The sequence below is a fragment of the Prosthecobacter fluviatilis genome (assembly GCF_042655725.1).
Taxonomy (GTDB): domain Bacteria; phylum Verrucomicrobiota; class Verrucomicrobiia; order Verrucomicrobiales; family Verrucomicrobiaceae; genus Prosthecobacter; species Prosthecobacter fluviatilis.
This window is the reverse complement of the sequence record NZ_JBHSMQ010000008.1, coordinates 233680-259254: the sequence shown is the minus strand read 5'-3', so window position 1 is coordinate 259254 and position 25575 is coordinate 233680. Positions and strand designations below refer to the sequence as shown.

The following is a 25575-nucleotide window of genomic DNA, read 5'->3' as shown; positions in this document are numbered from 1 at the left end:
GCGAAATTCAGGGCTTACTTGCCAAGAATGAAGGACAGAATGCCGAGACCTTCTGCGAGGGCCATGGCGATAATGCCGAGGGTCAGGATGTTGCCGAAAGCGCCGGGGTTGCGACCGACGGCTTCCACAGCCTTGGAGCCGATGAGGCCCACGCCGATGGCGGCGCTGCCTGCACCGATACCGGTGGCGATAGAGCCGGAGACGCCAGCGGCGACTGCGGGTCCGTGAGCGGCGGCCTGCTCGGCCATAGAGATGAGTTCCATTGTCATAGTGTTATGCGAGTATGTGGTTTGTTGTGTCGCCAGCGTCCACGCGTTGCGCATGGTCCCGCGGGCAAAGTCAGAGATTAGTGGTGCGCCTCCTCATGACCGTGTTCTTCGTCATGAGCGGTGGAGAGCTGGATGTAAACGGTGCTCAGGAGGGTGAACACGATGGCCTGAAGCAGGCCGACCAGCAGCTCCATGAAATAGAAGGGGAAGGGGGCGAGGACGCTGCCGATGAAGCCGCCCATGCCGCTCATGGTGTGAAGCACGTTTTCACCGGCGATGATGTTGCCGTAGAGACGGAAGGAGAGGGTGATGGGGCGGAAGACGATCGAGAAGATTTCGATGACGCCGACGAAGAGGAACACTGCAGCCACTGCCATGCCCATGATGCCTTTGAGGCCGCCCTTGGGGCCGAAGGTGTGGACGATGAAGCCCCAGACGCCGACTTCCTTGATGGTGATGTAGAGCCAGACGATGAACATGGCTGCTGCAAGGCCGAAGGCGGCATTGAGGTCAGTCGTTGGCGGACGAAGCAGTGCGAAATGGACTTCCTTGACGCTGAGGGTGCCGGTGCCTTCGCCCCAGCCGATGGTGCCGACGCCTGGAAGGAGGCCGAACCAGTTGGAGACCAAGATGTAGATGAAAACGGTGGCGAGGAGGGGGAAGACCTTGGGGGCAAGCTTTGCGCCTACGATGCCTTCGACCTGGCCGTAAAGAAACTCGACGATGAATTCGAAGAGGTTCTGAGTCTTGTGCGGGATCAGGGTCATGTTCGTGGTGGCCTTGCGGGCGAACCAGAGGAGCAGGACGGTGATGATGGCCGCTACAAAAAGAGAAGTGGTGATGAAGCTGAGGTTACTCTCTTGGAAGAACTCCGACGCATAGCTGGGCACATTCGCGAGCAGCGGCGAGAAGGAGGTTGAAGGGAGAAACGTGGGCAACATGGGGGTAGGGGCTACCGGGGAGGGTCGGTGTAGGGTCTCGCCGGGATGGCGGGCAGTTTTTTTAGCCACATGAAAGGTGGGTGGCAAGCCCTATTTGTGAAAAATTTCACAAAGTCGGCGTTTGAGGCCTTGGGATGCGGCTGGATTTGCTGCTTTGAAAGGGGGAGATCTTGAAATTTGCGGAGGAGAGAGTGTGTTTTTGCAGGGATTGCAGGTGCTGAAGGCGTGGCTGTGGGCCGATGGGGGCCCCAGGGCTGGAGTCGCAAAATCTGGTTTTCTTGCGGTGGGGGAGAATGGCTTATTTGCCTATGTGTAGCCTGGGGTGAGACGGTAGGGACCAATGCTGCGGTGCAGGGTGTTTTTTGCCCGCTCATGCGCTTCCGGGCCGAATATCTGAGGGCAAGATCTCGACAGCGCTTCTGGCTCGTGCAAGCTTTTCGCCGATGTCTTCCCACTCATTCGCTGTGTTGTTTGTCCTTTCGCTTTTGGCTGTGCCTGCAGGTGCGGCGGGGAAGTCCAGGCCCAAGATGATTTCAGCAGAGGGCAAGCCGAACGTCCTTTTCATCATTGCAGATGATCTGCGTGACTACGCAGCCTGGATGGGCGGGCACCCGCAGTCGGTGACTCCGAACATGGACCGGCTGGCGAAAATGGGCATGCGCTTTACGAATGCACACTGCAACTACGCGCTGTGCAATCCCTCGCGCACGGCATTGCTCACGGGCATGCTGCCGTCATCGAGCGGGGTGTACGGGAATGAGCAGGACTGGAGGCGCAGTGTGAAGATCTCTGGCAAGCCGACGCTGCCGGAGCATTTCAAGGCGCAGGGATACACGACGGCTGCGGCGGGGAAAATTTTCCATGCGAACCATGGCGGGCCGGAGGGGCGACTGGCTGGCTGGCACGGAGGGCGGCGCGGCTTTGAGCAGGACTCGGCGTGGGATTTGCGCTTTCCACAGCCGGGGGTGCAGATTCCGGACCTGCCGGTGCATACAGGGCAGAATTTCAACGGGCTGAACATCTGGCACTGGGACTGGGGTGGCATCTCAGTGCCTGAGGAGAAGACGGATGACGGTCAGGTGGCGGCGTTTGCGGCAGAGTTTCTGCTGCAGAAGCAGAAGAAGCCGTTTTTTCTGGCGCTGGGGCTCTACCGGCCGCACTCGCCCTGGTATGTGCCGCAGAAGTACTTTGATGCGCTGCCGCTGGAGTCGATCAAGCTGCCGGAGGTGAAGGCGGATGATCTGGATGATGTGCCTGCGAGTGCGAAAACGCAGCTCAAGGAGGGGTATCACCAGCGAATCCTGGAAAAGAACCTCTGGAAGGATGCGGTGCGTGCCTACCTGGCCAATGTGGCGTTTTGCGACGCCATGCTGGGGCGCATTCTGGAGGCGGTGGAACAAGGGCCGAATGCGAAGAACACGATCATCGTTTTCACGTCTGACCACGGCTGGTATCTCGGGGAAAAGCAGATGTGGCACAAGGGCAAGCTGTGGGAGGAGGCGACGCGAGTGCCGCTTTCAATTTATGCGCCGGGTGTGACGCAGGCGGACAGCCTTTCGGGGCAGCCGGCGTCGCTGACAGACCTCTATCCCACGCTGTGTGAACTGGCCGGGCTGCCACGGCCCGAGCACCTGGACGGCAGCAGCCTGAAACCTCTGCTGCTGGACCCGGCTGCCAAAAGCAAGGGGCCCGCCATCACCTGCATGGGCGGCGGCAAAAATGCCGGGTATGCCGCGCGTGACGAGCGGTGGCGCTACATCCGCTACGCGGACGGCAGCGAGGAGCTGTATGATCACGAGAGCGACCCGAAAGAGTGGACGAACCTGGCGGCGAGGCCGGAGCATGCGGCGGTGAAGACCCGGCTGGCGGAATTTTTCCCGCAGGACTTCAAGAGCGCGGTGCGGCCTGCTGCTGAAATGAGCGGTGCAGCGAGCCCCTCGGGCTCGGTCGATCTGAAGCTGAACATCGGGGATGAGCTGAGTGCTGGCGAGGCACCGAAGCTGAAGGGCAGGGGTGTTTTTATCGACGCTGTGGTGGAGTTTGATCCGCTGGCGGACCAGGACAGCACGCTGCTGGCGCAGGGGGATGAAGAGTCCGGGTATGTGCTGCATCTGGTGGCTTCGCAGCCGACATTGACTGTGTTTGCGAACGGCAAGAGCACTGCGATCAGCAGTGCGGCGCTGGAGAAAGGCCGTGTGAACATCCGGGCGCAGATCGACACTGGGGGCGTTATCACGCTGGCTGTGCCGGGACACAGCGAGGTGCTGGGGGTGGCGCCGTTTGAGCAGGGATTTCCGCAGGAACCGAAGACGGGCCTGTGCGCCGGGCAGAGTTTTGGGATTTTGAAGCCTGCGAAATACCCGAACAGCACGCCGTTTGACGGTGTGGTGCACCGTCTGAAGCTGACCGTGCTGCCGCCGCATGCGGTGCCAGCGCCCACGGCGGCGGCTGAGAAGAAGCCCTGAGCGGGCGAAGGGCCACATTCACAGATTCCGCGCATCTTTCGTGCTGGCCAGAGAGAATAAGTGGATTAAAGCTACCCATTCCTCCCAACCACCCCCTTCATGCGAGCACGCATCATCAAAGACTTCCGCTTCGAGGCCGCCCAGACGCTGCCTAACCTCCCTGGCGACCACAAGTGCACCAAGATGCACGGTCATTCCTTCAAGCTGGAAATCGCAATCGAGGGCGAGGTGGATCCGAAGATCGGCTGGGTGTATGACCATGCGGAAATCTCCAGAGCGATGAAGCCGCTCATGGACCAGCTGGACCACTCCTACCTCAACGAGATCGAAGGGCTGGAGAATCCCACGATTGAGTACATGGCGGCGTGGCTGTGGAAGAAGCTGGCTCCGCAGCTGCCGGGCCTGTGTGAGATCGTGATCCACGAAACACCCAACGCACGCTGCGTGTTTCGTGGCGAGTTTTGAGCCGGCCGGGCTCAGGCCGCCGCGTGGACACGGCGACGGCGGAGTGCCAGCAATGCGAGGCCGAGACCGCCCAGCAGGGTGCGTGAAGGCTCTGGCACGGCATCCACATGCAGCGAGAGAGAAGTGGCGCCGATGGTGAACTGCCCGGCAAAACCGAGCGGTGTGGAGCCGAAGGCGAGGTTTGAGAGCGAAAGACCGGAGACGGAGCTGTAGTTCATCAGGGTGTAGTCTGAGCCGCTGGCAAGGCTGCCGGTGTTCAGGATGTCAAAGATGGTGGTGCCGCCGCCGGTGAAGCTCAGGGCACCGCCGATGTTGAGGAGGTCTGAGGTGGTGCCGAGCTCGAAGGCGAAGCGGGAGCCGTCCACGATGCTGAGGTTTCCATCAATGTTCAAGGTGCCGGGACTGAGGCCGGGGGCGATGGTGCCGCCGCTGGCGACAGAGACATTGCCTGCGATGTCGCCGGTTCCTTTCAAGGTGCCGGTGGAGTTGACGATGACGTTGCCGGAGCCGGTGGCGCTGCCCGTGGTGTTGGTGACGCTGAGTGTGCCGCTGACAGTGGTGGTGCCGCTGTAGGTGCTGGCTCCTGAAAGGATGACGTTGCCGGTGGAGATGGAGACGCTGCTGAAATTGGAGAGGGAGCCTGCGTAGCTGAAAGTGTTGCCTGTGCCTGGATTGAATGTGGCGGTGTTGGTGCCGGTGCCGCCGTCGATGTCGCCTGTGATGGAGCCGCCGGTGACTGTGAGGGTGTCGTTGCCAGCGCCAAGATCGACCGCCTGACCGTTGTCTCCGATGACTGAACCTGCATTGTTGAGGGTGTCGTCGCCATCGCCGGTCTGGATGGCTGCGCCAGCGGTTGCTCCTGCTCCACGAATGGTTCCCGTGGCGTTGTTGGTGATGATGTCAGCAAAAGTGCCGATAAACTTGATGCCAAATCCCGCCTTGCCCTGAATGAGGCCGCTGTTGGTCACGGTGGTTGCCGCGATGGCATTGCCGCCATTGCTGTCATCGATCAGAATGCCGTTGCCACCTTTGGTGGGATCACCATTCGGCGCGTCGGCCGACAACGAGCTGCCGATGATCCTGCCGGTGACAGTGTTGGTAATGCTGCCACCGCCGGCAGCGACGCCCTCGGCATTGTTTGTGCCCCGTGCACCGAGGCCCAGAATGTCGCCTGAGTTATTCAGAGTGAGTGTGCCGTCCACATCCACACCGTCACCATCGCCATCCGTCGCGGTGGACAACACGCCGCCCTTGATGGTTGCGCCAAGGGCATTGGTCACGCTGGCTGAAGAGCCAAGATCATCGATGTTGACGCCGGAGCCGTTCACTGCGGAAATGGTGCCCGCATTGTTGTTCACGGTGATGGTGAATCCGGCAAAACCTCCGGTGATGCCATGCCGACCCGAGATGGAGCCGGTGTTGGTCACGGTGACACCCGTGCCGTTTGCCTGGATGCCATCGCTGCCGGAGGGCGTTGCGGTTCCGGTGGGAGTGGCAGAGATGGTTCCTGCATTGATCACCGTGCCATTGGTGCCGGGACGCACGGCATCTTCACCGACAGTGGAAATGATGCCGCCGAGCTGATTGGTCAAACTGTTGGCGGCAGTGGTGATTGCAGCCCAGTCAATCGCCTGACCGCCGGCGCTGACACTGATGGTGCCGCTGTTTGTCAATGTGACAGCGGTGTTGGCCGAATTAACGCGAACTGCATCGGTGCTTACTGAAGTGATGGTTCCCGTGTTTGAGATCGTGAGCACGGAATTGTTCACCGTACTGTCAATGGTGCGGCCAGATCCCGTCTGCTGAATCGTGCCATTGTTGGTCAGTGAGGTTGTGGCACTCATCGTCACCGCCACCGTGCTGCCCCCGAGGGTCAGGGATTTGCCGGAGTCCACTGTGCCGGTCTGCCCGTCAGCGTTCAGTGTTTGCGCGGTGGTGGTGTTTGTGCTGATGACAAAGGTGGCGGCCTGAAGCGCGGGTGCCGAAAAGATGGCGAGTGCTGCCAAGGCTGAGGCGGTGATGTGGCGATGCTGGGGAGTCATGTCTTGAAAGGGGGTAGGGCGGGCGCTTATGCGTGCGCCGGGGGCGGCTGTCGAAAGACGCGGCGTTACGATTTTGCCTTGTGGCAGTCCTGCCACATTTGGGTGGTGAACCCCTGGTGTTTGCCCTCTTCAATCTGGAAAAAATGTAACATGACTTGTCGCCTTGCGACCATGGCTATAGTCCGGGCATGCCTGTCCTCACCGAACGCAAAACGCAGCCGCAGTATGATGTCATTGTCGTGGGTTCCGGGGCCGGTGGGGGCATGGCGGCGATGATCCTGGCGCTCAGCGGAGTGAAGGTGCTCATGATTGAGGCCGGGCGGAATTATGAGCCGGTGAAAGAGACGCCGATGTTTAACACGCCGGAGATGGCACCGCTGCGCGGGACCGCCACGCCGGACCGGCCCTTCGGATTTTATGACGCCACGGTGAACGGTGGCTGGCAGGTGCCGGGAGAGCCCTACACCAACAAGCAGGGGACCGAGGGAGACTTCTGGTGGTGGCGTGCGCGCATGCTGGGCGGGCGCACGAACCACTGGGGGCGCATCTCGCTGCGGTTTGGTGAGTTTGATTTCAAGCCGAAGTCGCGCGACGGGCTGGGTGTGGACTGGCCCATGAGCTATGAGGACATGGCGCCGTGGTATGACCGAGTGGAGCAGCTCATCGGTGTGTATGGAGAGAATGACGGCATCGCGAATGCGCCGAACTCTTCCCCTGGCGTGCTGATGCCGCCGCCGAAACCGCGTGTGGGCGAGCTGCTGGCGAAGAAGGCGGGCAGGAAGCTCGGGGTGCCTGTGGTGGCTGCGCATCGTGCGGTGCTGAGCCAGCCGATGGACTGGAAGAACCTGCCGAAGGTGCTTTTCCCCAACAATCCGAAGGCGCAGGAAATCATCGGCAAGGACATGATGTCGCGCGCGGCGTGCTTCTGGGCGACGAACTGCATCCGTGGCTGCAGCATCCGCGCCAATTTCCAAAGCACGACGGTGCTGCTGCCGCCTGCGCTGGCGACGGGAAACCTGGACATCATCACGGATGCGATGGTTCGCGAAGTGGTGATGGGTGCGGATGGCAAGGCCACGGGGGTGCACTACATCGACAAGGTGACGCGGCGAGATGCGGTGGTGAAGGCGCGCGTGGTCATCCTGGCGGCGAGCACCTGCGAGACCTCGCGCATTTTGCTGAACTCAAAATCGCGCGACAAGGCGGGGCTGGCCAACTCGTCGGGGCAGGTGGGGCGCAATCTGATGGACAGCGTGGGTACGCGCCTGGGGGCGCACATTCCCGCGATGGAGGATCTGCCGCCGATGAACGAGGATGGCGCAGGCGGGCTGCACACCTACGTGCCGTGGTGGCTGGTGCATGAGCATGCCAAGCTGGGCTTTGCACGCGGCTACCACATCGAGATGGGCGGCGGCCGGCAGATGCCGGAGGTGAAGAGCTTTGGCTACCTGGACTCCACGTCGCCCGGAGTCTATGGTCGCAAGCTGAAGGAGGAGGCGCGGCGCTACTACGGGGCGCAGTTTGGCTTCTCGGGACGCGGCGAGATGATTCCGAACAAGGACTGCTACTGCGAGCTGGACCCGAAGGTGGTGGACCAGTGGGGCATCCCTGTGCTGCGCTTTCACTGGAAGTGGAGCGACCATGAGATCAAGCAGGCGGAGCACATGCAGCAGACTTTTGCGGAACTGCTGGAGGGCATGGGTGGGAAGGCGAAGCCGCAGAGCGGGGCTGATGCCATCCAGCGGCCCGGGGAGATCATCCACGAGGTGGGCACGGCCCGCATGGGGGCAAAGGGCGCTGAGAGCGTGACGAACCAGTACTGCCAGACGTGGGATGTGAAGAACCTCTTTCTCATGGACGGCGCCGTGCTGCCCAGCAATCCTGACAAAAACCCGACGCTCACCATCCTTGCCCTGGCCTGGCGCTCCTGCGAGTGGCTGATGGAGGAGATGAAGAGGGGGAACATTTAACCGATTTGCATTATGTCTGAAAGCTCCTCCATTTCCCGCCGCCATGCTCTCAAGGGCCTCCTCGGCGGCGCCGCCGGCGTGGCTGCGGCGCCTGCCATGGCCGCGCCCAACCATACGGAGGCGGCACCGCCCGTGCATGCCTCGCGCTTTGTCTTTCATGACCCGGACTTCATGGCGGGGGTGAAGTTTCCGTGGGAAAAGCTGCTGACTGCCGAGGAACTGGCCACCACGCAGGCGCTGGCGGATTTGATTTTGCCCAAGGACGAAACCTCGCCTGCGGCCTCGGAGGTGGGGGTGCCGGATTTCATCAACGAATGGGTCAGCGCGGAGTATCCGGCGCACCAGGAGGACCGCGAGACGATCCGGGGCGGTCTGAGCTGGCTGAACACGGAGAGCTTCAAGCGGTTTGAGAAAGGCTTTGAGGCGCTGGCTGAGGCGCAGCAGACCCAGATCGTGGATGACATCTGCGGGGCGGCGGAGGTGAAGCCGGAGCACCGGGTGGGGGCGGCCTTTTTCAAGCGGTTCCGGCAGCTGTGCGTGGGCGGGTACTACAGCCACAGCCAGACCTGGAAAAGCCTCGGATACGTGGGGAATATGAGCATCGGCGGCCCCTATCCCGGGGTGCTGCCGGAGGTCGTCGAGAAGCTGGGGCTGCAGGACGTGGTTTGACGGCGGGTTTTGACCCCGAAAAAGACTGCTTTTTGGAGCAAAAAACCCCTTGGCTAGCCCCCTCAGCTTGCTAGGCTTAAACCACCTTCATCGAGCACGTTTCCGGAGCGGTTTTTGAGGACGGACTCAGGCGATGGAACTCACCGCAAAGCAAAGCTATGTCTGACGACAACAACGACCTCCACAGCACCACCCACGTAGCCGCCACCCAAGCCTACGGCGCAGAGCAAATCCAGCATCTCGAAGGACTCAAGGCTGTCCGCCTCCGTCCGGGCATGTACATCGGCGATCCCGATGAGCGCGGCCTCCACCACTGCGTGTTTGAGGTGGTGGACAACTCCATCGACGAGCATCTGGCGGGCAACTGCAAAAACGTTAGCGTCACCATTCACAGCGACGGCTCTCTCAGTGTGGAGGATGACGGCCGCGGCATTCCTGTGGAAATGCATGCCAAAGGCATTCCCACCGTGGAGCTGGTGCTTACCAATCTGCACGCCGGTGGCAAATTTGGCGACGGTGCGTATGAGTTTTCCGGCGGTCTGCACGGCGTCGGTGCGAAGTGCGTGAACGCGCTTTCGGACTGGTTCAAGTGCGAGGTGTTCCGTGACGGCAAGATCTACGCCATCGGTTTTGAACGCGGCATCACGACCGAGCCGCTCACGGTCCTTGGCGAGCAGGAGGAGCCGAAGCGCACGGGCACGAAGATCACCTTCTTCCCGGATGCGACGATCTTCACCATCACCACCACGTTTAATTTTGACCGCCTTCTGGTGCGCCTGCGTGAGCTGGCCTTCCTGAATCCTGGAATCAACATCACTGTCACCGATGAGCGTGTGTCGCCACCGCGGCAGGAGGTGCTGCTCTACACGGAAGGTGTGAAGCAGTTTGTGCGGGAGATGGGTGCGGACAAGGACAAGGTGCATCCGGAGCCGATCGCGCTGGCCGGGCGGCGTGAGATCATGATCGATGACAAGCCGAAGTTCATCCTCGTGGATTGTGTGCTGCAATACAACAAGGGGCTCAGCGAGCAGACGCTGTGCTTTGCCAATGCGATCCCCAATCCGGACGGGGGAACGCATTACAGCGGCCTCAAGAGCGCGCTGACGAAGGCGGTGAAGCAGTACATCAATTCCAACCCCAAGTCCTTCAAAGACAAGCTGCCCGACATCGAGGGCGATGACTGCCGCGAAGGTTTGATCTGCGTGCTCAGTGTCAAGCTGCCGAATCCGCGGTTCAACTCGCAGACGAAAGTAAAGCTGGTGAACGGTGAGGTCGAAGGCGTGGTGAGCTCCGTCGTGTATGAGGGTCTGCTGCGTCACTTTGACGAGAACCCGGACACCGCTGTCGAGGTGATCAAGAACATCATCATCGCCGCGAAGTCCCGCGAGGCGGCGCGCAAGGCGCGTGAGGCCATACGCAAGGATGCGATGAGCAGCGGCGGTCTGCCGGGCAAGCTGGCGGACTGCTCTGAGCGTGATCCGGCGAAGACGGAGCTGTTCATTGTCGAGGGTGACTCCGCCGGCGGCTCCGCCAAGATGGGCCGCAACCGCCACAACCAGGCGATCCTCCCGCTGCGTGGAAAACTCATCAACACGGAGAAGGCGCGACTGGAGAAGGTGCTGCAGAACAAGGAAGTGCAGACCATGATCACCGCCATCGGCACCGGCATCGGTGGTGACAGCGAGGTGGAGGGCTCCTTCAACATCGACAAGCTGCGCTACCACAAAATCGTCATCATGACCGATGCTGACGTGGACGGCAGCCACATCCGCACGCTGCTGCTGACCTTCTTCTTCCGCCAGATGCCGGAGCTGGTGAAGCGAGGCCACATCTATGTGGCGCAGCCGCCGCTCTACCAGGTGACGCGTAAAAAGCGCGAGGAGTATGTGCAGAGCGACGCGGAGATGGACGCCATCCTTCTCGAGCTCGGCTCAGGTGAGATCAGCCTGCGCAACATCTCCGATGGCAGCAAGCTGGCCGCGGACAGGCTCAAGTCGATCCTGGACCTGCTGGTGCCGGTGGCCAAGTTTGCGGACATCATCCGCCGGCATGGAGCTGACTTTGAGCAGTACCTCCAGGCACGTGATGAAGCCACGGGCAACCTGCCGCACCACCTGGTGGTCATCCGTGAGGGCAACGAGGTGAACATCCACTACTTCCACAGCAACGAACAGCTGGCCGCGTTTGCGCGGGAGAACAACGACTTGCACCTGTTCAGCAATGCGGCCTCGGTGGAGGCAAACGGCGGCGGTGTGGCACCCAAGTCCCACCGGCGTGCGCGCCTGATTGAGATCCATGAGGCGCATGGCATGAAAAAACGCTTTCAGCAGCTCGATGAACTGGGCCTGCACGTGGACCACTTCAGCAGCCAGGACAAGCCGCTCTTCGAGGTCATCGAAGGCGAGGGTGAAAACGCCAGGGTGCACCCGGTTTTCAGCATTCCAGGCATCCTTGACAAGGTGATGGAGATCGGAAAGCGCGGGATGGAGATCAAGCGCTTCAAAGGTCTGGGCGAAATGAACGCCAAGCAGCTTTTTGAGACCACCATGGACCCGAACAAGCGCACGCTGCTGCAGGTGAAGCTGGACGAAACCAACTCCCACGAGGCCGAACGCATGTTCACCATCCTGATGGGAGACGTGGTGGAGCCGCGCAAGCACTTCATCGAGGAGAACGCACTCAACGTACGCAACCTCGACGTGTAGCCGAGAGGGCACGTCAAGGTGGCGGGCAACTGCCAAAAATCTGAATGGCCACGGCCGAAGTACATGATCTGAAAGTCTATCAGCTCGCGATGCGTGCTGGGGAGGCGGTATGGTCATTGACGGCAGGCTGGGACTGGCTGGCAAAACAGACGGTGGGACTGCAGTGGATCCGTTCTGCAGACTCCATCGCCACCAGCATTTCCGAAGGCCATGCGCGCTGCTCTGCCAAAGAGGGTGCCAGATTTTATGCGGATGCCCTGGGTCACCTGAGCCAGACGCAGACGTGGCTGGAGAAAGTGGTGGCTCGGAAGCTAGTACCCGATGCTGCGGCACGGGAGCTCTCCCAGAACCTCGACACCCTCCGCCGCCTGCTCAGCAACCACACCGAGACATTCGATCCCCCATCATTCAACAACCCTGCCAGCAAAACCTCCAGGGGCGGCTCCATCCACCTGCTGCCGCTTGAGGAGTTTTTCCACCCGCAATCCTCCGACTGGAACGCCTGAACCTAGGACGGCAACCCGCAATCAGCCCCGATTTTTTCAATCTCATGCAAGACCCCAACATCCGCCCCATCTCTGTCGCTGAAGAAGTGAAGAATTCCTTCCTCGACTACTCGATGTCCGTCATCATTGCCCGTGCGCTGCCGGATGTGCGCGACGGTCTGAAGCCCTCCCAGCGCCGCATTCTCTACGCGATGCATGAGCTCTCGCTCTACCCGCCGAAGAAGCACATGAAGTGTGCGAAGATCTGCGGTGACACCTCCGGTAACTACCATCCGCACGGCGAGGCGGTCATCTACCCGACGCTCGTCCACATGGGCCAGCCATGGGCCATCCGTGAGCCGCTGATCGACCCGCAGGGGAACTTTGGCTCTGTGGAAGGCGACCCTCCGGCAGCCATGCGTTATACGGAAGCGCGCATGACGCAGCTGGGAGGCACGCTGATGTCTGACATGGAGAAGGAGACGGTGGATTTCGTGCCGAACTACGATGAGCGTCTCACCGAGCCGACGGTGTTTCCGGCGGCGTTTCCCAACCTGATCGTCAATGGAGGCACGGGCATCGCCGTGGGCATGGCCACCAACATGCCGCCGCACAACCTCGGCGAGGTGGTGGACGCCGTGTGTGCGCAGATCGACAATCCGCAGATCACCTGCAGCGAGCTGCAGGCACACATCAAAGGGCCTGACTTCCCCACGGGCTGCGTGATCCTGGGCACCAACGGCATCCGTGAGTACATGGAAACGGGGCATGGGAGCGTGCGCATCCGCGGACAGGCGGAGATTGTCGAAAACGGCAACCGCGAGCAGATCGTCATCACCGAGATCCCGTTCAACGTGAACCGAGCCGAGCTGGTGAAACGCATCGCCGAGCTGGCGAATGAAAAGGTGATCACCGAGATCAGCGGGGTACGTGATGAGTCAGATGAAAACACCCGGGTCGTGATCGACCTCAAGCGCGATGCACGCGGCCAGGTGGTGCTGAACAACCTGTACAAGCACACGGCTCTGGAGTCGAGCTTCTCGATCCACATGCTGGCCATCGACGGCGGCAAGCCGCGGGTGCTGAGCATGAAGGACGCGATCGCGTGCTATGTGGAGCATCGCCGGGAGGTGATCATCCGCCGCACGCGCTTCCTGCTGAAGCAGGCGGAGTTCCGTGCGGAGAAGCTGGAGGCCCAGCTGCTCGCGCTCGGCCACCTGGATGACTTCATCAAGATCATCCGTGACAGCAAGAGCCGTGATGAAGCGCGTGAGCGCCTCAAGGCCTACAACTTTGCCGTCAGCACTGCGGAGCAGCTCGGCATCCTGATCCGCGGCCAGGCCAGCGTGATCGGAGACAGGTACATCTTTACCGACAAGCAGGTGGAGGACATTCTGGAACTCCGCCTGTACCAACTTGTCGGGCTTGAGCGTGACAAGATCAAGGCAGACTATGACGAGGTACTCGTCAGCATCCGCGACTTTATGGACATCCTGGCGCGTGAAGCCCGCGTGCTGCAGATCATCAAGGACGAGCTGCAGGCCATCCGCCTGAAGCACGCCACGCCGCGTCTGACACGGATCGAGGCCGCCGAAGGCGAGATCGAAAACATCGACCTGATCCCGAACGACCCGACGGTGGTCACGATGACGCATCTGGGCAGCATCAAGCGCACCGCCACCGCCGAGTACCGCGTGCAGGGGCGTGGAGGCAAGGGGCTCAAAGGCATGGAGACCCGGGAGGCGCAGGGCGAGGACGAGGCCAGCGACTTTGTGGAGCGTCTCTTCAGCGCGCACCTGCATGACTTCCTGCTCTTCTTTACCAACACGGGCCGCATGTATGTGGAGCGTGTGCACCAGATTCCGGAGGCATCCCGCACGGGCAAGGGGCGCAGCATCAAGAACATGCTGAATCTGCGTGCCGAAGAAAAGATCGCCGCGGTGCTGATCCTGGAAGCCCAGGGGCAGGAGGACGAGGCCATGTGGGCGGCGGACAAGTATGTCTTGTTTGCCACGAAGGACGGCACGGTGAAGAAAACCGCGCTCGAAGAATTCAAGAACTACCGCAAAGACGGCATCATCGCCATCAAGCTGGATGAAGGCAACGACTTGGTGGACGTGGTGCTCACCGACGGCAACAAGGAGGTGTGCCTCGTGACCCATGAGGGCATGTGTGCCCGCTTCCATGAGACGGGGGATGATCCTGAGACGCCGAATCTGCGCGCCATTGGCCGAAACACGGCCGGTGTGCGTGGCATCACGCTGGACGATGGCGACTTCATTGTAAGCTGCATCACCAACGAGCCTGACACGATGGTGCTGGTGGTTTCCGAGAACGGCCTTGGCAAGCGCACGGCCTTTGACGAGTACCGTCTGCTGGCCAACCGAGGCGGCAAAGGCGTGACGACGATGAACGTGACGGAGAAGACTGGCAAGGTGGTGGCCGCCAAGGCGGTGCACGACAAGGATGAACTCATGCTCATGACCACCAAAGGGCAGAGCGTGCGCATCCGCGTGTGTGACATCCGCGAAACCGGTCGCAACGCCCAGGGCGTGAAGCTCATGGGGCTCAACGAGGGTGAAACCATCCAGGACGTGGCCACCGTGGTGACGGATGAGGCAGACTCCGGCGAGGAGGCTGCCCCAGCTGCGGCGGAGGCTGGCGCCGAGCCGGCTCAGGAGAGCCCACCTGCGGAAGACGCGCCTGCAGCGGAATAAACGCCCGCCGCCGGCTGGAGGAATTTGAGGTAGGAAGTGAGCATGCCCATCGTTTGGATGGTGCATGATCCGCCTGCCTCTTTTCTTTCTGCTGCTGCTGCTGTGTGCCACGCTCGAAGCTGCGCCATCAAAGCCTAACTTCGTCATCTTCCTTGCCGATGATCTGGGCTACTCGGATCTGGGCTGCTATGGCAGTGAGATCGCGACGCCGAATCTGGACAAGCTGGCGGCGGGCGGGCTGAAGTTCACGCAGTTTTACAACACGGCGCGCTGCTGGCCAACGCGCAGCGTGCTGATGACGGGGCACTATGCGCAGCAGATCGGCATGGACCCTCCGTATGGCAAATTTCCGGCCTGGGTGCGCACGCTGCCGCAGCGACTGGCTCCGCTGGGGTACTGCAGCTACCATTCGGGCAAGTGGCATGTGAACAATGCGCCGCGCGTGGTGGCAGACGGGGGATTCACGCGCTCCTACCATGTGGCGAAGCAGGACAACCACTTTCATCCGCAAAGGCATGAACTGGATGACAAGCCGCTGCCGGAGCCGGAGGGGACCTGGTATTCGAGCATTGCGATAGCGGATCACGCGATCGACTTTCTGAAGGAGCATGCGCAGCAGCGTGCAGGGACGCCGTTCTTTGCGTATGTGGCTTTCACAGCGCCGCATTTCCCGATCCAGGCGCTGCCGGAGGACATTGCCAAATACCAGGACACCTACAAGCAGGGCTGGCCGACAACGCGCGCTGCGCGCTTTGAACGGCAGAAGAAACTGGGGCTGGTGGACACCCGCCTGTCCGACCCTGAGCCGCAGATCACGGCGCCGAGCGGCAAGGAGAGCGATCTGGAGATCCTGGGACCGGGCGAGACGCGCCATGCAGTGCCGTGGGAGAGTCTGAGCGGTGAGCAGAAGCAGTTTCAGGCCACGAAGGAGGCGATCCATGCGGCGATGGTCGACCGGCTGGACCAGGAGGTGGGACGTGTGCTGGAGCAGCTCAAGGCCATGAATGCGTTTGAGGACACGCTGATCCTTTTTCTCTCTGACAATGGCGCGAGCGCGGAGATCATGGTGAGGGGGCTGGGGCATGACAAAAACGCGCCGATGGGGGCGGCGGCCTCCTATCTGTGCCTCGGGCCGGGAGGCTCCACGGTTTCCAACACGCCGTTCAGGCGGCACAAGATCTGGGTGCATGAGGGCGGCATCAGCACGCCGTTCATTGCGCACTGGCCGCGGGGGATCAGTGCGAGGGGAGAACTGCGCCAGACGCCGGGGCATGTGATCGACATCGTGCCGACGATCCTCACGCTTGCCGGGGGGGATGTCACCGCCATGCCGGAAAAAGCGCCATCTTTTCCCGGGCGCAGCCTGGTGCCCGCGTTTGCCAAGGATGACGCGATCAGCCGCGATTTTCTTTTCTGGCACCACTCCGGCAACCGTGCGCTGCGTGAGGGCAACTGGAAGCTCGTCAGCGCTGCCGACAACGGCGATGCCTGGAAGCTCTATGATCTGGACACGGACCGCGCCGAGTCGAACGACCTCGCTGCCAAACAGCCGGAGCGCGTGAAGGCGATGTCCGAGCGATGGGAGAAGCTTGAGAGGGAGTACGTCGCACAGGCAGGGCCGAAGCCTGCAGGCAAGGCCAAGAAGGGCCGAGGTGTGAAAGAATAGAGAGAGCAGGGGGCGTGCTACCCTTTGAAGGGAACATTCTGCTCCACCTTGCCGGTGCGCGGGTCGGCCTCCAGGTGCTGAACGAACTTCACCTGATAGCTAACTTTGGAGCAGCCGCCTTCATTCAGGCACTGACGTATGGATGCCTCCAGGCCTGGCTGCACAGCGGAGGCCTCTGCGCCCGGCTGCAGGACGAAACGCCCCTCAAGGGTGCTGGGGCCTGTCTGGCAAAACTGGTAGAGGGCCACCAAGGGCTGGTATTCCATGACGCTGAGCAACTGGGTGCCGACAAAGACGAGCTTTTCCGGGACACTGAAAAGGTAGGTCATATTGCCGCGTCCGCTGAGCTCCAGTATGGCCTTGAAGGGCCAGCCCTCCTGAGGTGGCCCGAAGCGGACGCGGTCGTCGATGCGGTAGCGCAAAAGCGGCAGAGCTGTGTCCATTAGTGGTGTGGCCAGGGCGTGGTCTGAGAGCGTTCCGGAGGGGGACTCACTTTCGTCCCGCTCCACGGCTTCAAAGACCACCATGTCTTCAAACACAGCCATGTGCTCCATGCCCTGCCACTGGCGTGCGATGCCCAGTGTCTCTCCGCAGCCATAGCCGTTCAGAGGCTCGATGCCAAAAGCCTGCCGACAGAGCGAACGGATGCCGGGCGTGAGGCTGTCCCCGCCGGTGACGATGGCGCCGCCCTGAGCTGGCAGCTCCAGCCTGAGCGTGCCGTCGAGCTTTGCCTGGGCCAGACGTCCGACCAGTGACGCGTACCCGGCAATCACCGTGGGCCGGATCTGATGGAGGTGATCTATGATCTCATGCCAGGGGGAGGTGACGTTGATGGGACGGTAGTCGCACATGAGCGAACCGATCAACGGGCGGGTTGCCACCATGCTGGCTGACACGGTGGGCGCCGAAGAGCAGACGAGAGCGGCGACCACGGGACGCCTATTAAAAAAGAGCGAAGGGCTGGCAGCCTGCTTTCCGGCCTCGGGGTGCTGGCGCACAGCATAGACTGCGTTGTTCCAGTCCACGGCCGTGATTTCATGAGGGATGGGAATGGCGGCTCCGGAAGTGCCGGAGGTCATGCTGACCATCCAGCGGCCATGATAAAGACGGCCCCAGTTGCGGGGATCATGCAGATACTCGTGCAGTGCGTCCCATTTCAGCCGGGGATCAGAAACGATCTCATCCCAGTGCGCCAGGAGCTCTGCCTTGGTGAGGACGGGGATGTCTGAAAGGGCGCAACAGTCCAGATCCAGGCCTGCCAGCCTGCGGCGGTAAAACGGGCTGGTGGCAAAGACACGGTGAGCCAGTGCGCGCCATCGGCGCTCCTGCAGCGCGAGCATCTCCGGGCGGCTGAGACGCTGGGCATGGCGAACGGCCTTTGCGGCCCGGTAAAGATTCCATGTTCTAAACATGCGGTGTTGGTGCAACAGGAAGACGTGGGTGCAACAACAAACGAATGAAGAGAATGCTGGCGCCAACCGAACCAACGCATACGTATTCCTGCAAGAAAAACCATGGTCAAAGAAATTGATTTCCAATCCAACCGTGAACTCATTGAGTCTTTCCGCCGAGCCTCGTACGGAGCATCAATAACGCATGTGCTTGATGAGTTTGATGAGAAGGCGCACCACTTTGCGCTTTTTGACAAGAAGGGCAAGGCGCTGGGGGTGACGCGGGTTTTGCGCAGCGATGAGGTGGACAGGTTTGAAATGATGCATGAGTCGCAGCTGAAGGATCTCGTGCTGCCGCCGGCCAAGCTGAGCCTGGAGCTTTCTCGAGCATGCACCATCAAAGGCAGCGGCGGAATGCACCTGCTGAAGCTATGCATGGGCATCAACGAGTATGCCGTCAAAAACGAGGCTGAATACCTGATCACCAAAACAGGCAAGCACCTGCTGCCTCTCTACCAGCACTTTGGCTTTACGATGTTTGGGCCGCCGTTTGTTTCGGACTTCTTTGAGGACAAGCGTCCCATCTATCCCATCATGTACCGCTGGACGGTGGTGAAAAAGGAGGAGCCGGAGGAGGAAGAGGTGCTGGTCTGGTAGTGCTGAGCCTAGCTGTGCGCCAGACTACTTTATGCCGCCGATCTTGCAGCCCTGCGCGGGCTCCTGCGGAGAGGGGACGGTCTTTTGAGAAAGGATGGCGTCCAGCGCATCGCGCAGATCCTTGGTGGTCGCGGCGCGCTGGCGCTTGGTGGGGCCGAGATAGAGGTCGTTGATACGGCCTTGATATAGCGTCTTTCCATCCGTGCCGGTCACCACGGCCTCAGGTGTGATCTTTGCCTGCACTTGCTTTGCCAGCACCTGCTCCTTGTCGAGAAGCACAGTGGCCTTCACCTCGGAAAGGATGGCATGCTCCATGGCGACCTCGCGGGTGATCTCGGGATCAGAATGCACGAGGTAAACATTCACGCGGTCGCCGTAGTCGGCGGTGATCTGGTTGATCTCCTTGATGAAGGACTTCGTGGTGGAGCAGAAGGGGGAGACGAAGAAGAGGACGCATGCCTTCTTGGAGCCTGTCGCAGCAGGGTCGTAGTTCTTGCCATCCGTTGCGGGCAGCTCCAGCGCGGAGGCAGGACTGCACAGCAGCAGGAAAAGCAGGGCGAAGGAATGAAGAACGGAGCGCATCATGGTGAAACGTCTTGTCCAGAGACGACCCTTCAGTGCGGCCGATGTTTCAATGCGAAACATCGGCTGCGGCATCACGGGGCAAGCATTTTTCAGCCTGCCGTCAGCGCCGTCACCGCTGCATCCAGGGAGGCTGCGTCCTTGATGCTGATGACTTTCACGGACTTGTCGATCTTGCCCATGAGCCCGGCAAGGGTGGCATCAGGGCCCAGCTCGATGAAAGTGGTGTGGCCTGCGGCGATGAGGTGCTGCATGCTTTCCACCCAGCGGACGCTGCCGGTCACCTGACTGGTGAGGGTGGTGCGGATCTCCTCGGGAGTGGAGACGGTGCGGGCTTCAAAGTTGCAGACGACGGGAACGCGCGGGCTCTGGATGGGGGCGGAGGCGAGCACGGCGGCCAGCTTGTCCTGGGCGGACTTCATGAGGCGGCTGTGGTAGGCACCAGCGACGGGGAGGGGGATGGCGCGCTTGATGCCTTTGTCCTTGTCCTTGGCCTTGGCAGCGGCATCGGCGATGCCTTCGGCGCTGCCGCTGAGGACGATCTGGCCTGGGGCGTTCAGATTGGCCACGTCCACATCGCATTCCTTGGCGAGTTCGCGGATGGCGGATTCTTCCCCACCTAGCAGGGCGAGCATGGCGCCCTTGGTGTTTTCGCAGGCCTCCTCCATGAAGCTGCCGCGCTGGAAGACGAGGTTGAGGCCGGTGGCAAAGTCAAAGGTGCCGGCGGCGGCGTGCGCGGTGAATTCGCCGAGGGAAAGTCCTGCGGTGGCGGTGATGTTCAGTGCAGGGACTTTGCTTTTGAGCACTTCCAGAATGGCCAGGCCGTGGGCGTAGAGTGCGGGCTGGCAGCGGGAGGTCTTGGTCAGCTCCTCCATCGGGCCCTCGAACATGATGCTGGAAAGCGAATAGCCGAGGGTGGCATCTGCCTGGTCAAAGAGGGCGCGGACGGTGGGGTAGCTTTCGGCAAGATCTTTGCCCATGCCGACTTTCTGGGCGCCTTGACCGGCAAAGAGGAGGACTGCGTTCATTCGGGGATGCTGGATAGGTGGTAGGTGGTTCGAGACGAGTGGGAGGATGCACTGAGCACGGGCCAGGGGACCGGTCAAGGGGTGGTCAAAAGCCGCAGTAGCGCGTGGCTTTGATCGAGTACCGCCGTTGTCAGCAGCTCGGGGCCGCGCTGCATGGCCTCGGTCAGGGGCATTTCCCGGGGCTTGATGGCGCAGAGGAGGTCGAAGCGGGTGCGAAGCTGCTCCTCGGCCTCGATGGCTCCGGCAAAGGCGGCGATGGGTTTGCCGAGTTCGCGTGCCATTTCGGCGACGCCCATGGGGCCTTTGCCGTGGAGGGTCTGGGCATCCAGCCGCCCCTCTCCGGTGATGATGAGGTCGGCGGCGGCGATGCGTTCACGCAGATGCACAAGATCAGCGATGAGATCAAAACCGCTGGTGAGCCTGGCCTTGCAGAAGGTCATGAGCCCAAAGCCGAGGCCCCCGGCTGCGCCTGCGCCCGGAACATCGCGGTGGTCGACGCCGAGATCGCGGCTGGCGACAGAGGCCAGGTGCTGCAGACGGCTCTCGAAGAACTCGAAATCTGCCACGCCTTTCTGAGGCCCATAGACGCGGGTGCAGCCGTGGGGGCCGAGGAGGGGATTGTTCACGTCGCAGGCCACCAAAATTTCCGGGAAGGAGGTTTGCGGAGGCTCAATGGCGGCGAGGCGGTCCAAGCTGGCGATGACGGGCTCCAGAGGTGCACCGGAGGCATCCAGGAAGCGAAATCCGAGCGTGGCTGCCATGCCGATGCCTGCATCGTTGGTGGCGCTGCCGCCGATGCCGATGACGATGCGCTGCGCTCCGCGTGAGATGGCGTCCTGCAGCATCAGGCCTGTTCCGCACGTGGTGGCGGCTGCCGGGTCCAGGGGCAGATCGCTGACCATGGCGAGGCCGGAGGCGGCGCTCATTTCCATGACGGCCTCCAGGTGGCCGGCGGCCGTGCGCACGAGGCCGTAGCTGGCGGTGACCGGGCGTTTTTGGGCGTCCGATGTGGCTGCCTGGCACCACTCTCCGTGGAGAGCTGTGACGACGGCCTCGGCGGTGCCTTCCCCTCCGTCTGCGATGGGGCAGAGATCGCAGTCAGCCTCAGGCAAAACTTGATTCAAAGCCGAGGCGATGGCCTGTGCGGCTGTGGTGGCGGGGATGGAGCCTTTGAACTTGTCGATCGCGATAAGGATGCGCATGTGCCGCGCATGATGGCGAGGTGAGCCAGACTGCCAAGGGGAAGAGGCGCAAGGAGGTTTCGAAACGCGTCAGCAAAGGGGGGGCATGAGACTGGCGGGAATGAATGAGCGAAAAATTTCGCTCATTAAGCTTGTGTCCATGCGCCTTTTTTGCGTAGGCTTCGACAAATGAGCGAAAAATTTCGCTTTTGAAATCATGAGCTCTGAAAAACAACTCAGCCGCCGCGAGCGTGAAATCATGGATATTGTCTATGCGCAGGGGGAGGCTACAGCCGCTGCCATACGTGAGGCCATGCACGATGCACCAGGAGCCGCCACCGTGCGCAAGCTGGTGCAAATCCTCGAAAACAAAGGGCACCTCACCCATGCGAAAACGGGGCGTGAGCACGTGTATCGTCCCACCAAGCCCAAGCGCTCTGCCGCGCGCCGGGCGCTGCAGGGGCTGCTGGACACCTTTTTCGGCGGCAGCCTGCGTGAGGCCATCGCCTCCCACCTGACGGGGGCAGACGCGCGGCTGCCTGAGGAGGAGCTGAAACAGATAGCGCAAATGATACGCGAGGCCCAAAAGCAAACCCGCAACACGCCTGAAAAGTCATGAACACGGCCACCACACTGCTGTACTCCACATGCCTGCGGGGACTTCTCCTGGCCTTGATAGCGCTGCTGCTTTACCAGACGGTGCGGTCGCGGCTCTCTGCCGCCATGCGACACCGGTTTTTGATGTGCGCACTGGCGGCTCTGGGCTTGGCGCCTTTGCTGATCGGCCTGTGTGAAGGCTGGAAAGTGCTGCCCGCCATGCCGGTGAGGCAAACGTCTGCTTCAGTGCAGGCCATCCCACCTGTACGGCCGCTGAATCCAGTCCTGGCTCCAAAGCCGGTCAGCGCACCGTTCTCGGGCGCGGCCAGTTCCGCACCGTCGCCGATGGCACCGCGTGTGGAAGCGCCTCCGGCAGGAAAGGAAACCTGGATAAGCTGGAAAGATTTTGAGCCCAAGCTGTTCTGGATCTGGGCTGCCGGGGTGTGTGCAGGGCTGGCCGCGCTGCTGCGAGAGCTGAGACGACTCAGCAAGCTGTGGTCCGGCTCAAGTGCCTGGCGGGGCGCTGCCTCGACGGATCTCGCTGGTCGGTGTGCGGAACGGGCGGGATTGAAGCGTGTGCCTGCCATGCGTGTGGCAGCTGATGATTCGGGCCCGTTTGTTTTTGGTTTTGGCTCTGCCAAGGTGCTGCTGCCTGCCAGCTTTGACTCCTGGCCGGAGGGCCGCCAGCAGGCGGTGCTGATGCATGAGTTTGCCCATGCCCGGCGCAGAGATGCGCAGAGTCACTTTCTGGCGGCTTGCGTCTGTGTCATGCACTGGTTCAATCCGTTCGCATGGCTGCTTCTCAGGGCGGCGCTGCTGGAGGCCGAATGCGCCTGCGATGATGCCGTGCTGCGCTCCGACATGCGGGCAGACATTTATGCGGATCATTTGCTCACGGTGGCCTCCGGAGGTCGCAGTGTATCCGCCTTGGTACCTTCGATGTCCCGCCCCTCCAGCCTGCGTCAGCGCGTGAGGGCGGTGCTGGACGTTCATGCCAGACGCGGCGCGCTGCGGTGGTCTGCCGCTGTGGTCATCGCCGCTGTGATGGCTGTCATCGGCCTGCCTGTCATGCTGGCCCAGACGGCGGTGCCTGAAAAAGCGAAGCCTGTGCCTGCCAAAACTGCCTCTCCCAAAGTGGCGCTGGCGGTGAAATTTCGCGATGCGGCCGGCAAGCCTGTTCCGTCAGTTCAGTTTCGTCTGTTTCGAGTGACCAAGCCCGAACCCATGAGTCCCTTTGCTCCTGAGGTATCGGTGACGGGCGATGCCACGGGGGCCTGGCAGGGCGAGATCGAGCCTGGAGAGTACATAGCACTGGCCAGCCAAGGAAATCTTGTGGCAGGTGGTCCCGACAACCCAACTTACCTGGAGATTCTGAAGAAGGACAAAAAGCGCGATTTTGAATTCAAGCTCATTCCCGGTGGCACGCTGCATGTCTCGGCAGCGGATGCGGCGACAGGCAGACCGCTGGCCAATGCCCGGGTGGTTGTGGACACGGGGCACTGTGGCATCACCAATGCCCACGGGGAGCTGGCCCTGCAAGGCGTGCCCATGGGAGAGCGGGAGCTGGTGGTGATCTCGCCTCCGCTGGCGGACACGCGGGTGAACTTCAACTCGACCGAGCAGCCCGAGAGCAGGGTTGCGGTCAGGTTGGAGCCCGGATTTGAGATCCGCGGGCGCGTGACGGATGCGAGTGGAAAACCGGTCAAGGGAGCCGCGGTGCGCGATCATTACTCGGGGCCCTACCTCATCGTCTGGCTGCACAAAAGCGTCACCGATGCGGACGGAAACTATCAGCTGGGCTGGTACTCAAAAGCCAAGCCCATGTGGAGCATGGAGGTGGCTCACAAGGACTATGCCGAGCAGAACCGCTCTGAGATAGCCCCGCCAGTGGAAGGACTGACTGCGCGCTGTGACATTACCCTGGATGCAGGGCTCAAGATTGGCGGCACGGTGAAGGATACCGATGGCAAGGGAATCCAAGGGGCCACGGTGCGCTATGGCGGCTCATGGTCGCTGGTGGGCCTGCGGTGGGCGCGCACCGACGCGGAGGGAAAATTCACGATCACGAAGATCGGGCGCACGGAGCAGCGTGCCATCGTGGCTGAGGCAGAGGGATTTGCGCCGGCATGGCTGGAGGCGGCACCTTTGAAGGATCCTGCCCAAAGCTCTCTGAGCTTCGTCATGCAAAAAGGACTGGTGGTCAAAGGGCAGGTCGTGGACCGCAAGGGGAACCCTGTGCCCAAGGCTTCTGTATCCCCGCAAATGATCATTCGGGGACATTCCGAGTATGTCGGCAACAGTGTCTCAAGCGATCAAGACGGGCGCTTTGAGCTGCGGAATCTGGCTGCAAAGGATATGACCTATGACGTCTGGGGCAGGACGGTGTCATCCATCCGGCGCGCCGCGCTGGACCCCAGCCAGCCGCTGCTCATCACTGTGGACCGGCCGGGTGCCATCGTCGGAAGACTCATAGATGCAGAGACCAGGAAGCCGGTGACGTCTGCCAACATCCGGCTGGGCTTTCCCAAAGGAGAGAAAGCGGCTGACGAGCCATCGCCGAGCTACTCGGCGCACCTTAGCCGCCGTGGGCAGGACTGTCAGAGCGAAGACGGGAAGTTCATCATTGATGACCTCATCACCCGGGCCCGCCATGACCTCTGGATCACGGCGCCCGGGTATGCGATGAAACACGTGGAGCGACTGGCTGCGCTGCCGGCAGATGATCCCGCATGGCCGGTGGAGATCGCCCTGGAGCGTGGCCAGACGGTCACGGGAATGCTGCGGGACGCCCGGACCCAGAAACCCGTGTCCGGAGCACGCCTGTTCTGCGTGGGTAAGCCCGAATGGTATTCTGCACGGGTCAACAGCCAGCATCTGGCGGACATCCAGGGCTACGGCAGCTATGATGATGTCGAAATCCTGAAGAGCGACGATCAAGGGCGGGTCGAGATTCATTTTCCGTCTTCCGTTTCCGCCTATACCGCCGTCGTTCTAGCCAGCGGCTATGCGCCTGTTCTGCTAAAGAACCAGTCTGTGACCCATGTAGAACTCCAGCTGTCCGACCTGCAGCCTGAGGCGAAGGTGAGGGGTACGCTGGCGGGGCTGCCAGACTTTGATCCGGTGCGTGACCGGCTGAGCCTCAGCACCAAGGCTTTTGATTTTCAGGACATCCAGGTGCAGCCTGACGGCAGCTTTGAAGTGGGAGGGCTGTCTGCGGGACCTGCCAGCGTCTTGTGCACCGACAAAATCGACGGCAGCTTGGGCATGAGCCAGACGGTGACACTGACAGCGGGAGAGACCAGCCGAGTGGACTTTCAGCAGGCTCCAACGGTCACCATCCTCGTGGAGGTCACGCGCGACGGCAAGCCTGTGCCTGGCGCCCAGATTGCTATCAAAGATCAGGTGTCCGAACTCTTTTACCGCCACAAGAACACCGATCAAAGCGGGAAGGTGACGCTCTCCCGCCTGCCCGAGGGCAAGGCTGAAATCATGTGCATCATTGAGAGCAGGGCTGACACCAAGAATGTGGTTCTTACCCAGAAAGGCGCGCCAGCCACCGTGAAATTTGAACTTCAGACGTCAAAGCCTGCGAGATGACGTGCGGTGCGGGGTGAGCTTCTAGACCGCTTTTTATGGGAGTGGAGGGAAGGTGGGTTGGGGGCTGATTATCAATGGCTTAGGGATGCTCCTTCTGGATGTCAGGGAATTGTAAAAAACCTTGAATAAGCCTTGCTTTAATAACCTA

Annotated in this window: 18 protein-coding genes; 11 read left to right on the top strand and 7 right to left on the bottom strand. The window is 61.4% G+C overall.

Annotated elements, in window-relative coordinates:
- Positions 1–14: 14 nt before the first annotated feature.
- Positions 15–263: an ATP synthase F0 subunit C gene (locus ACFQDI_RS19985; RefSeq protein WP_377170155.1), complete on the bottom strand. Its 249-nt coding sequence runs from the start codon at positions 261–263 to the stop codon at positions 15–17.
- 83 nt (positions 264–346) lie between these two features.
- Complete coding sequence (atpB, locus tag ACFQDI_RS19980; protein WP_377170153.1) at positions 347–1210, bottom strand: F0F1 ATP synthase subunit A; 864 nt, start codon at positions 1208–1210, stop codon at positions 347–349.
- Between the two features lie 443 nt (positions 1211–1653).
- On the opposite strand from atpB, the gene ACFQDI_RS19975 reads away from it, so the two are divergent.
- Both ACFQDI_RS19975 and queD read left to right on the top strand, forming a co-directional pair.
- Positions 1654–3675, top strand: a complete 2022-nt coding sequence (locus ACFQDI_RS19975; RefSeq protein ID WP_377170151.1) for a sulfatase — start codon at positions 1654–1656, stop codon at positions 3673–3675.
- A 99-nt stretch (positions 3676–3774) separates the two neighbouring features.
- On the top strand, positions 3775–4140 hold the full coding sequence (gene queD, locus ACFQDI_RS19970) for a 6-carboxytetrahydropterin synthase QueD (RefSeq protein ID WP_377170149.1): 366 nt from the start codon (positions 3775–3777) through the stop codon (positions 4138–4140).
- A gap of 11 nt (positions 4141–4151) precedes the next feature.
- Here the strand turns inward: queD and ACFQDI_RS19965 are convergent, their stop codons facing one another.
- Positions 4152–6182, bottom strand: coding sequence for a beta strand repeat-containing protein (locus tag ACFQDI_RS19965; protein WP_377170147.1), 2031 nt, complete (start codon positions 6180–6182; stop codon positions 4152–4154).
- 188 nt (positions 6183–6370) lie between these two features.
- Between ACFQDI_RS19965 and ACFQDI_RS19960 the strand changes: the two genes are divergently transcribed.
- The 6 genes from ACFQDI_RS19960 (at position 6371) to ACFQDI_RS19935 (ending at position 16394) form a co-directional block, all read left to right on the top strand.
- Positions 6371–8152 (top strand): GMC family oxidoreductase, encoded by a 1782-nt coding sequence (locus ACFQDI_RS19960; protein ID WP_377170144.1) that lies wholly within the window; start codon positions 6371–6373, stop codon positions 8150–8152.
- Between the two features lie 12 nt (positions 8153–8164).
- Positions 8165–8821, top strand: a complete 657-nt coding sequence (locus ACFQDI_RS19955; protein ID WP_377170142.1) for a gluconate 2-dehydrogenase subunit 3 family protein — start codon at positions 8165–8167, stop codon at positions 8819–8821.
- A 158-nt stretch (positions 8822–8979) separates the two neighbouring features.
- Positions 8980–11526: a DNA gyrase subunit B gene (locus tag ACFQDI_RS19950; protein WP_377170140.1), complete on the top strand. Its 2547-nt coding sequence runs from the start codon at positions 8980–8982 to the stop codon at positions 11524–11526.
- Between the two features lie 44 nt (positions 11527–11570).
- Positions 11571–12032, top strand: coding sequence for a four helix bundle protein (locus tag ACFQDI_RS19945; RefSeq protein ID WP_377170138.1), 462 nt, complete (start codon positions 11571–11573; stop codon positions 12030–12032).
- A 44-nt stretch (positions 12033–12076) separates the two neighbouring features.
- Positions 12077–14728: a DNA gyrase subunit A gene (gene gyrA / locus ACFQDI_RS19940; RefSeq protein WP_377170136.1), complete on the top strand. Its 2652-nt coding sequence runs from the start codon at positions 12077–12079 to the stop codon at positions 14726–14728.
- 64 nt (positions 14729–14792) lie between these two features.
- On the top strand, positions 14793–16394 hold the full coding sequence (locus tag ACFQDI_RS19935) for an arylsulfatase (RefSeq protein ID WP_377170134.1): 1602 nt from the start codon (positions 14793–14795) through the stop codon (positions 16392–16394).
- 17 nt (positions 16395–16411) lie between these two features.
- On the opposite strand, the gene ACFQDI_RS19930 is transcribed toward ACFQDI_RS19935, so the two are convergent.
- Positions 16412–17806, bottom strand: a complete 1395-nt coding sequence (locus tag ACFQDI_RS19930) for a phenylacetate--CoA ligase family protein (protein ID WP_377170132.1) — start codon at positions 17804–17806, stop codon at positions 16412–16414.
- Positions 17807–17908: 102 nt separating this feature from the next.
- Here ACFQDI_RS19930 and ACFQDI_RS19925 point away from each other — a divergent pair, with 102 nt between their 5' ends.
- Positions 17909–18442 (top strand): GNAT family N-acyltransferase, encoded by a 534-nt coding sequence (locus ACFQDI_RS19925; RefSeq protein ID WP_377170130.1) that lies wholly within the window; start codon positions 17909–17911, stop codon positions 18440–18442.
- 24 nt (positions 18443–18466) lie between these two features.
- Here ACFQDI_RS19925 and ACFQDI_RS19920 read toward each other — a convergent pair whose 3' ends face one another.
- The 3 genes from ACFQDI_RS19920 to ACFQDI_RS19910 all read right to left on the bottom strand — a co-directional run bounded on the left by ACFQDI_RS19920 (position 18467) and on the right by ACFQDI_RS19910 (position 21254).
- A complete protein-coding gene (locus tag ACFQDI_RS19920; protein ID WP_377170128.1) occupies positions 18467–19027 on the bottom strand; it encodes a redoxin domain-containing protein in 561 nt (186 codons plus the stop codon).
- Positions 19028–19116: 89 nt separating this feature from the next.
- On the bottom strand, positions 19117–20052 hold the full coding sequence (gene fabD, locus ACFQDI_RS19915; RefSeq protein WP_377170126.1) for an ACP S-malonyltransferase: 936 nt from the start codon (positions 20050–20052) through the stop codon (positions 19117–19119).
- Positions 20053–20126: 74 nt separating this feature from the next.
- The gene (locus ACFQDI_RS19910; protein ID WP_377170124.1) at positions 20127–21254 is read right to left on the bottom strand and encodes a glycerate kinase; all 1128 of its coding nucleotides are present in this window, start codon (positions 21252–21254) and stop codon (positions 20127–20129) included.
- 196 nt (positions 21255–21450) lie between these two features.
- Between ACFQDI_RS19910 and ACFQDI_RS19905 the strand changes: the two genes are divergently transcribed.
- Positions 21451–21852, top strand: coding sequence for a BlaI/MecI/CopY family transcriptional regulator (locus tag ACFQDI_RS19905; RefSeq protein WP_377170122.1), 402 nt, complete (start codon positions 21451–21453; stop codon positions 21850–21852).
- The gene (locus ACFQDI_RS19900; protein ID WP_377170120.1) at positions 21849–25427 is read left to right on the top strand and encodes a carboxypeptidase regulatory-like domain-containing protein; all 3579 of its coding nucleotides are present in this window, start codon (positions 21849–21851) and stop codon (positions 25425–25427) included. Before ACFQDI_RS19905 ends, ACFQDI_RS19900 begins: the two co-directional genes overlap by 4 nt.
- Positions 25428–25575: the final 148 nt, after the last annotated feature.

Coding starts and splice junctions, on each gene's coding strand:
- ACFQDI_RS19910 (WP_377170124.1), bottom strand. CDS start 21,254: ATGCGCATCCTTATCGCGATCGACAAGTTCAAAGGCTCCATCCCCGCC.
- ACFQDI_RS19905 (WP_377170122.1), top strand. CDS start 21,451: ATGAGCTCTGAAAAACAACTCAGCCGCCGCGAGCGTGAAATCATGGAT.
- gyrA (WP_377170136.1), top strand. CDS start 12,077: ATGCAAGACCCCAACATCCGCCCCATCTCTGTCGCTGAAGAAGTGAAG.
- fabD (WP_377170126.1), bottom strand. CDS start 20,052: ATGAACGCAGTCCTCCTCTTTGCCGGTCAAGGCGCCCAGAAAGTCGGC.
- ACFQDI_RS19975 (WP_377170151.1), top strand. CDS start 1,654: ATGTCTTCCCACTCATTCGCTGTGTTGTTTGTCCTTTCGCTTTTGGCT.
- ACFQDI_RS19925 (WP_377170130.1), top strand. CDS start 17,909: ATGGTCAAAGAAATTGATTTCCAATCCAACCGTGAACTCATTGAGTCT.
- ACFQDI_RS19960 (WP_377170144.1), top strand. CDS start 6,371: ATGCCTGTCCTCACCGAACGCAAAACGCAGCCGCAGTATGATGTCATT.
- ACFQDI_RS19935 (WP_377170134.1), top strand. CDS start 14,793: ATGATCCGCCTGCCTCTTTTCTTTCTGCTGCTGCTGCTGTGTGCCACG.
- ACFQDI_RS19965 (WP_377170147.1), bottom strand. CDS start 6,182: ATGACTCCCCAGCATCGCCACATCACCGCCTCAGCCTTGGCAGCACTC.
- ACFQDI_RS19985 (WP_377170155.1), bottom strand. CDS start 263: ATGGAACTCATCTCTATGGCCGAGCAGGCCGCCGCTCACGGACCCGCA.
- ACFQDI_RS19950 (WP_377170140.1), top strand. CDS start 8,980: ATGTCTGACGACAACAACGACCTCCACAGCACCACCCACGTAGCCGCC.
- ACFQDI_RS19955 (WP_377170142.1), top strand. CDS start 8,165: ATGTCTGAAAGCTCCTCCATTTCCCGCCGCCATGCTCTCAAGGGCCTC.
- ACFQDI_RS19900 (WP_377170120.1), top strand. CDS start 21,849: ATGAACACGGCCACCACACTGCTGTACTCCACATGCCTGCGGGGACTT.
- queD (WP_377170149.1), top strand. CDS start 3,775: ATGCGAGCACGCATCATCAAAGACTTCCGCTTCGAGGCCGCCCAGACG.
- atpB (WP_377170153.1), bottom strand. CDS start 1,210: ATGTTGCCCACGTTTCTCCCTTCAACCTCCTTCTCGCCGCTGCTCGCG.
- ACFQDI_RS19945 (WP_377170138.1), top strand. CDS start 11,571: ATGGCCACGGCCGAAGTACATGATCTGAAAGTCTATCAGCTCGCGATG.
- ACFQDI_RS19930 (WP_377170132.1), bottom strand. CDS start 17,806: ATGTTTAGAACATGGAATCTTTACCGGGCCGCAAAGGCCGTTCGCCAT.
- ACFQDI_RS19920 (WP_377170128.1), bottom strand. CDS start 19,027: ATGATGCGCTCCGTTCTTCATTCCTTCGCCCTGCTTTTCCTGCTGCTG.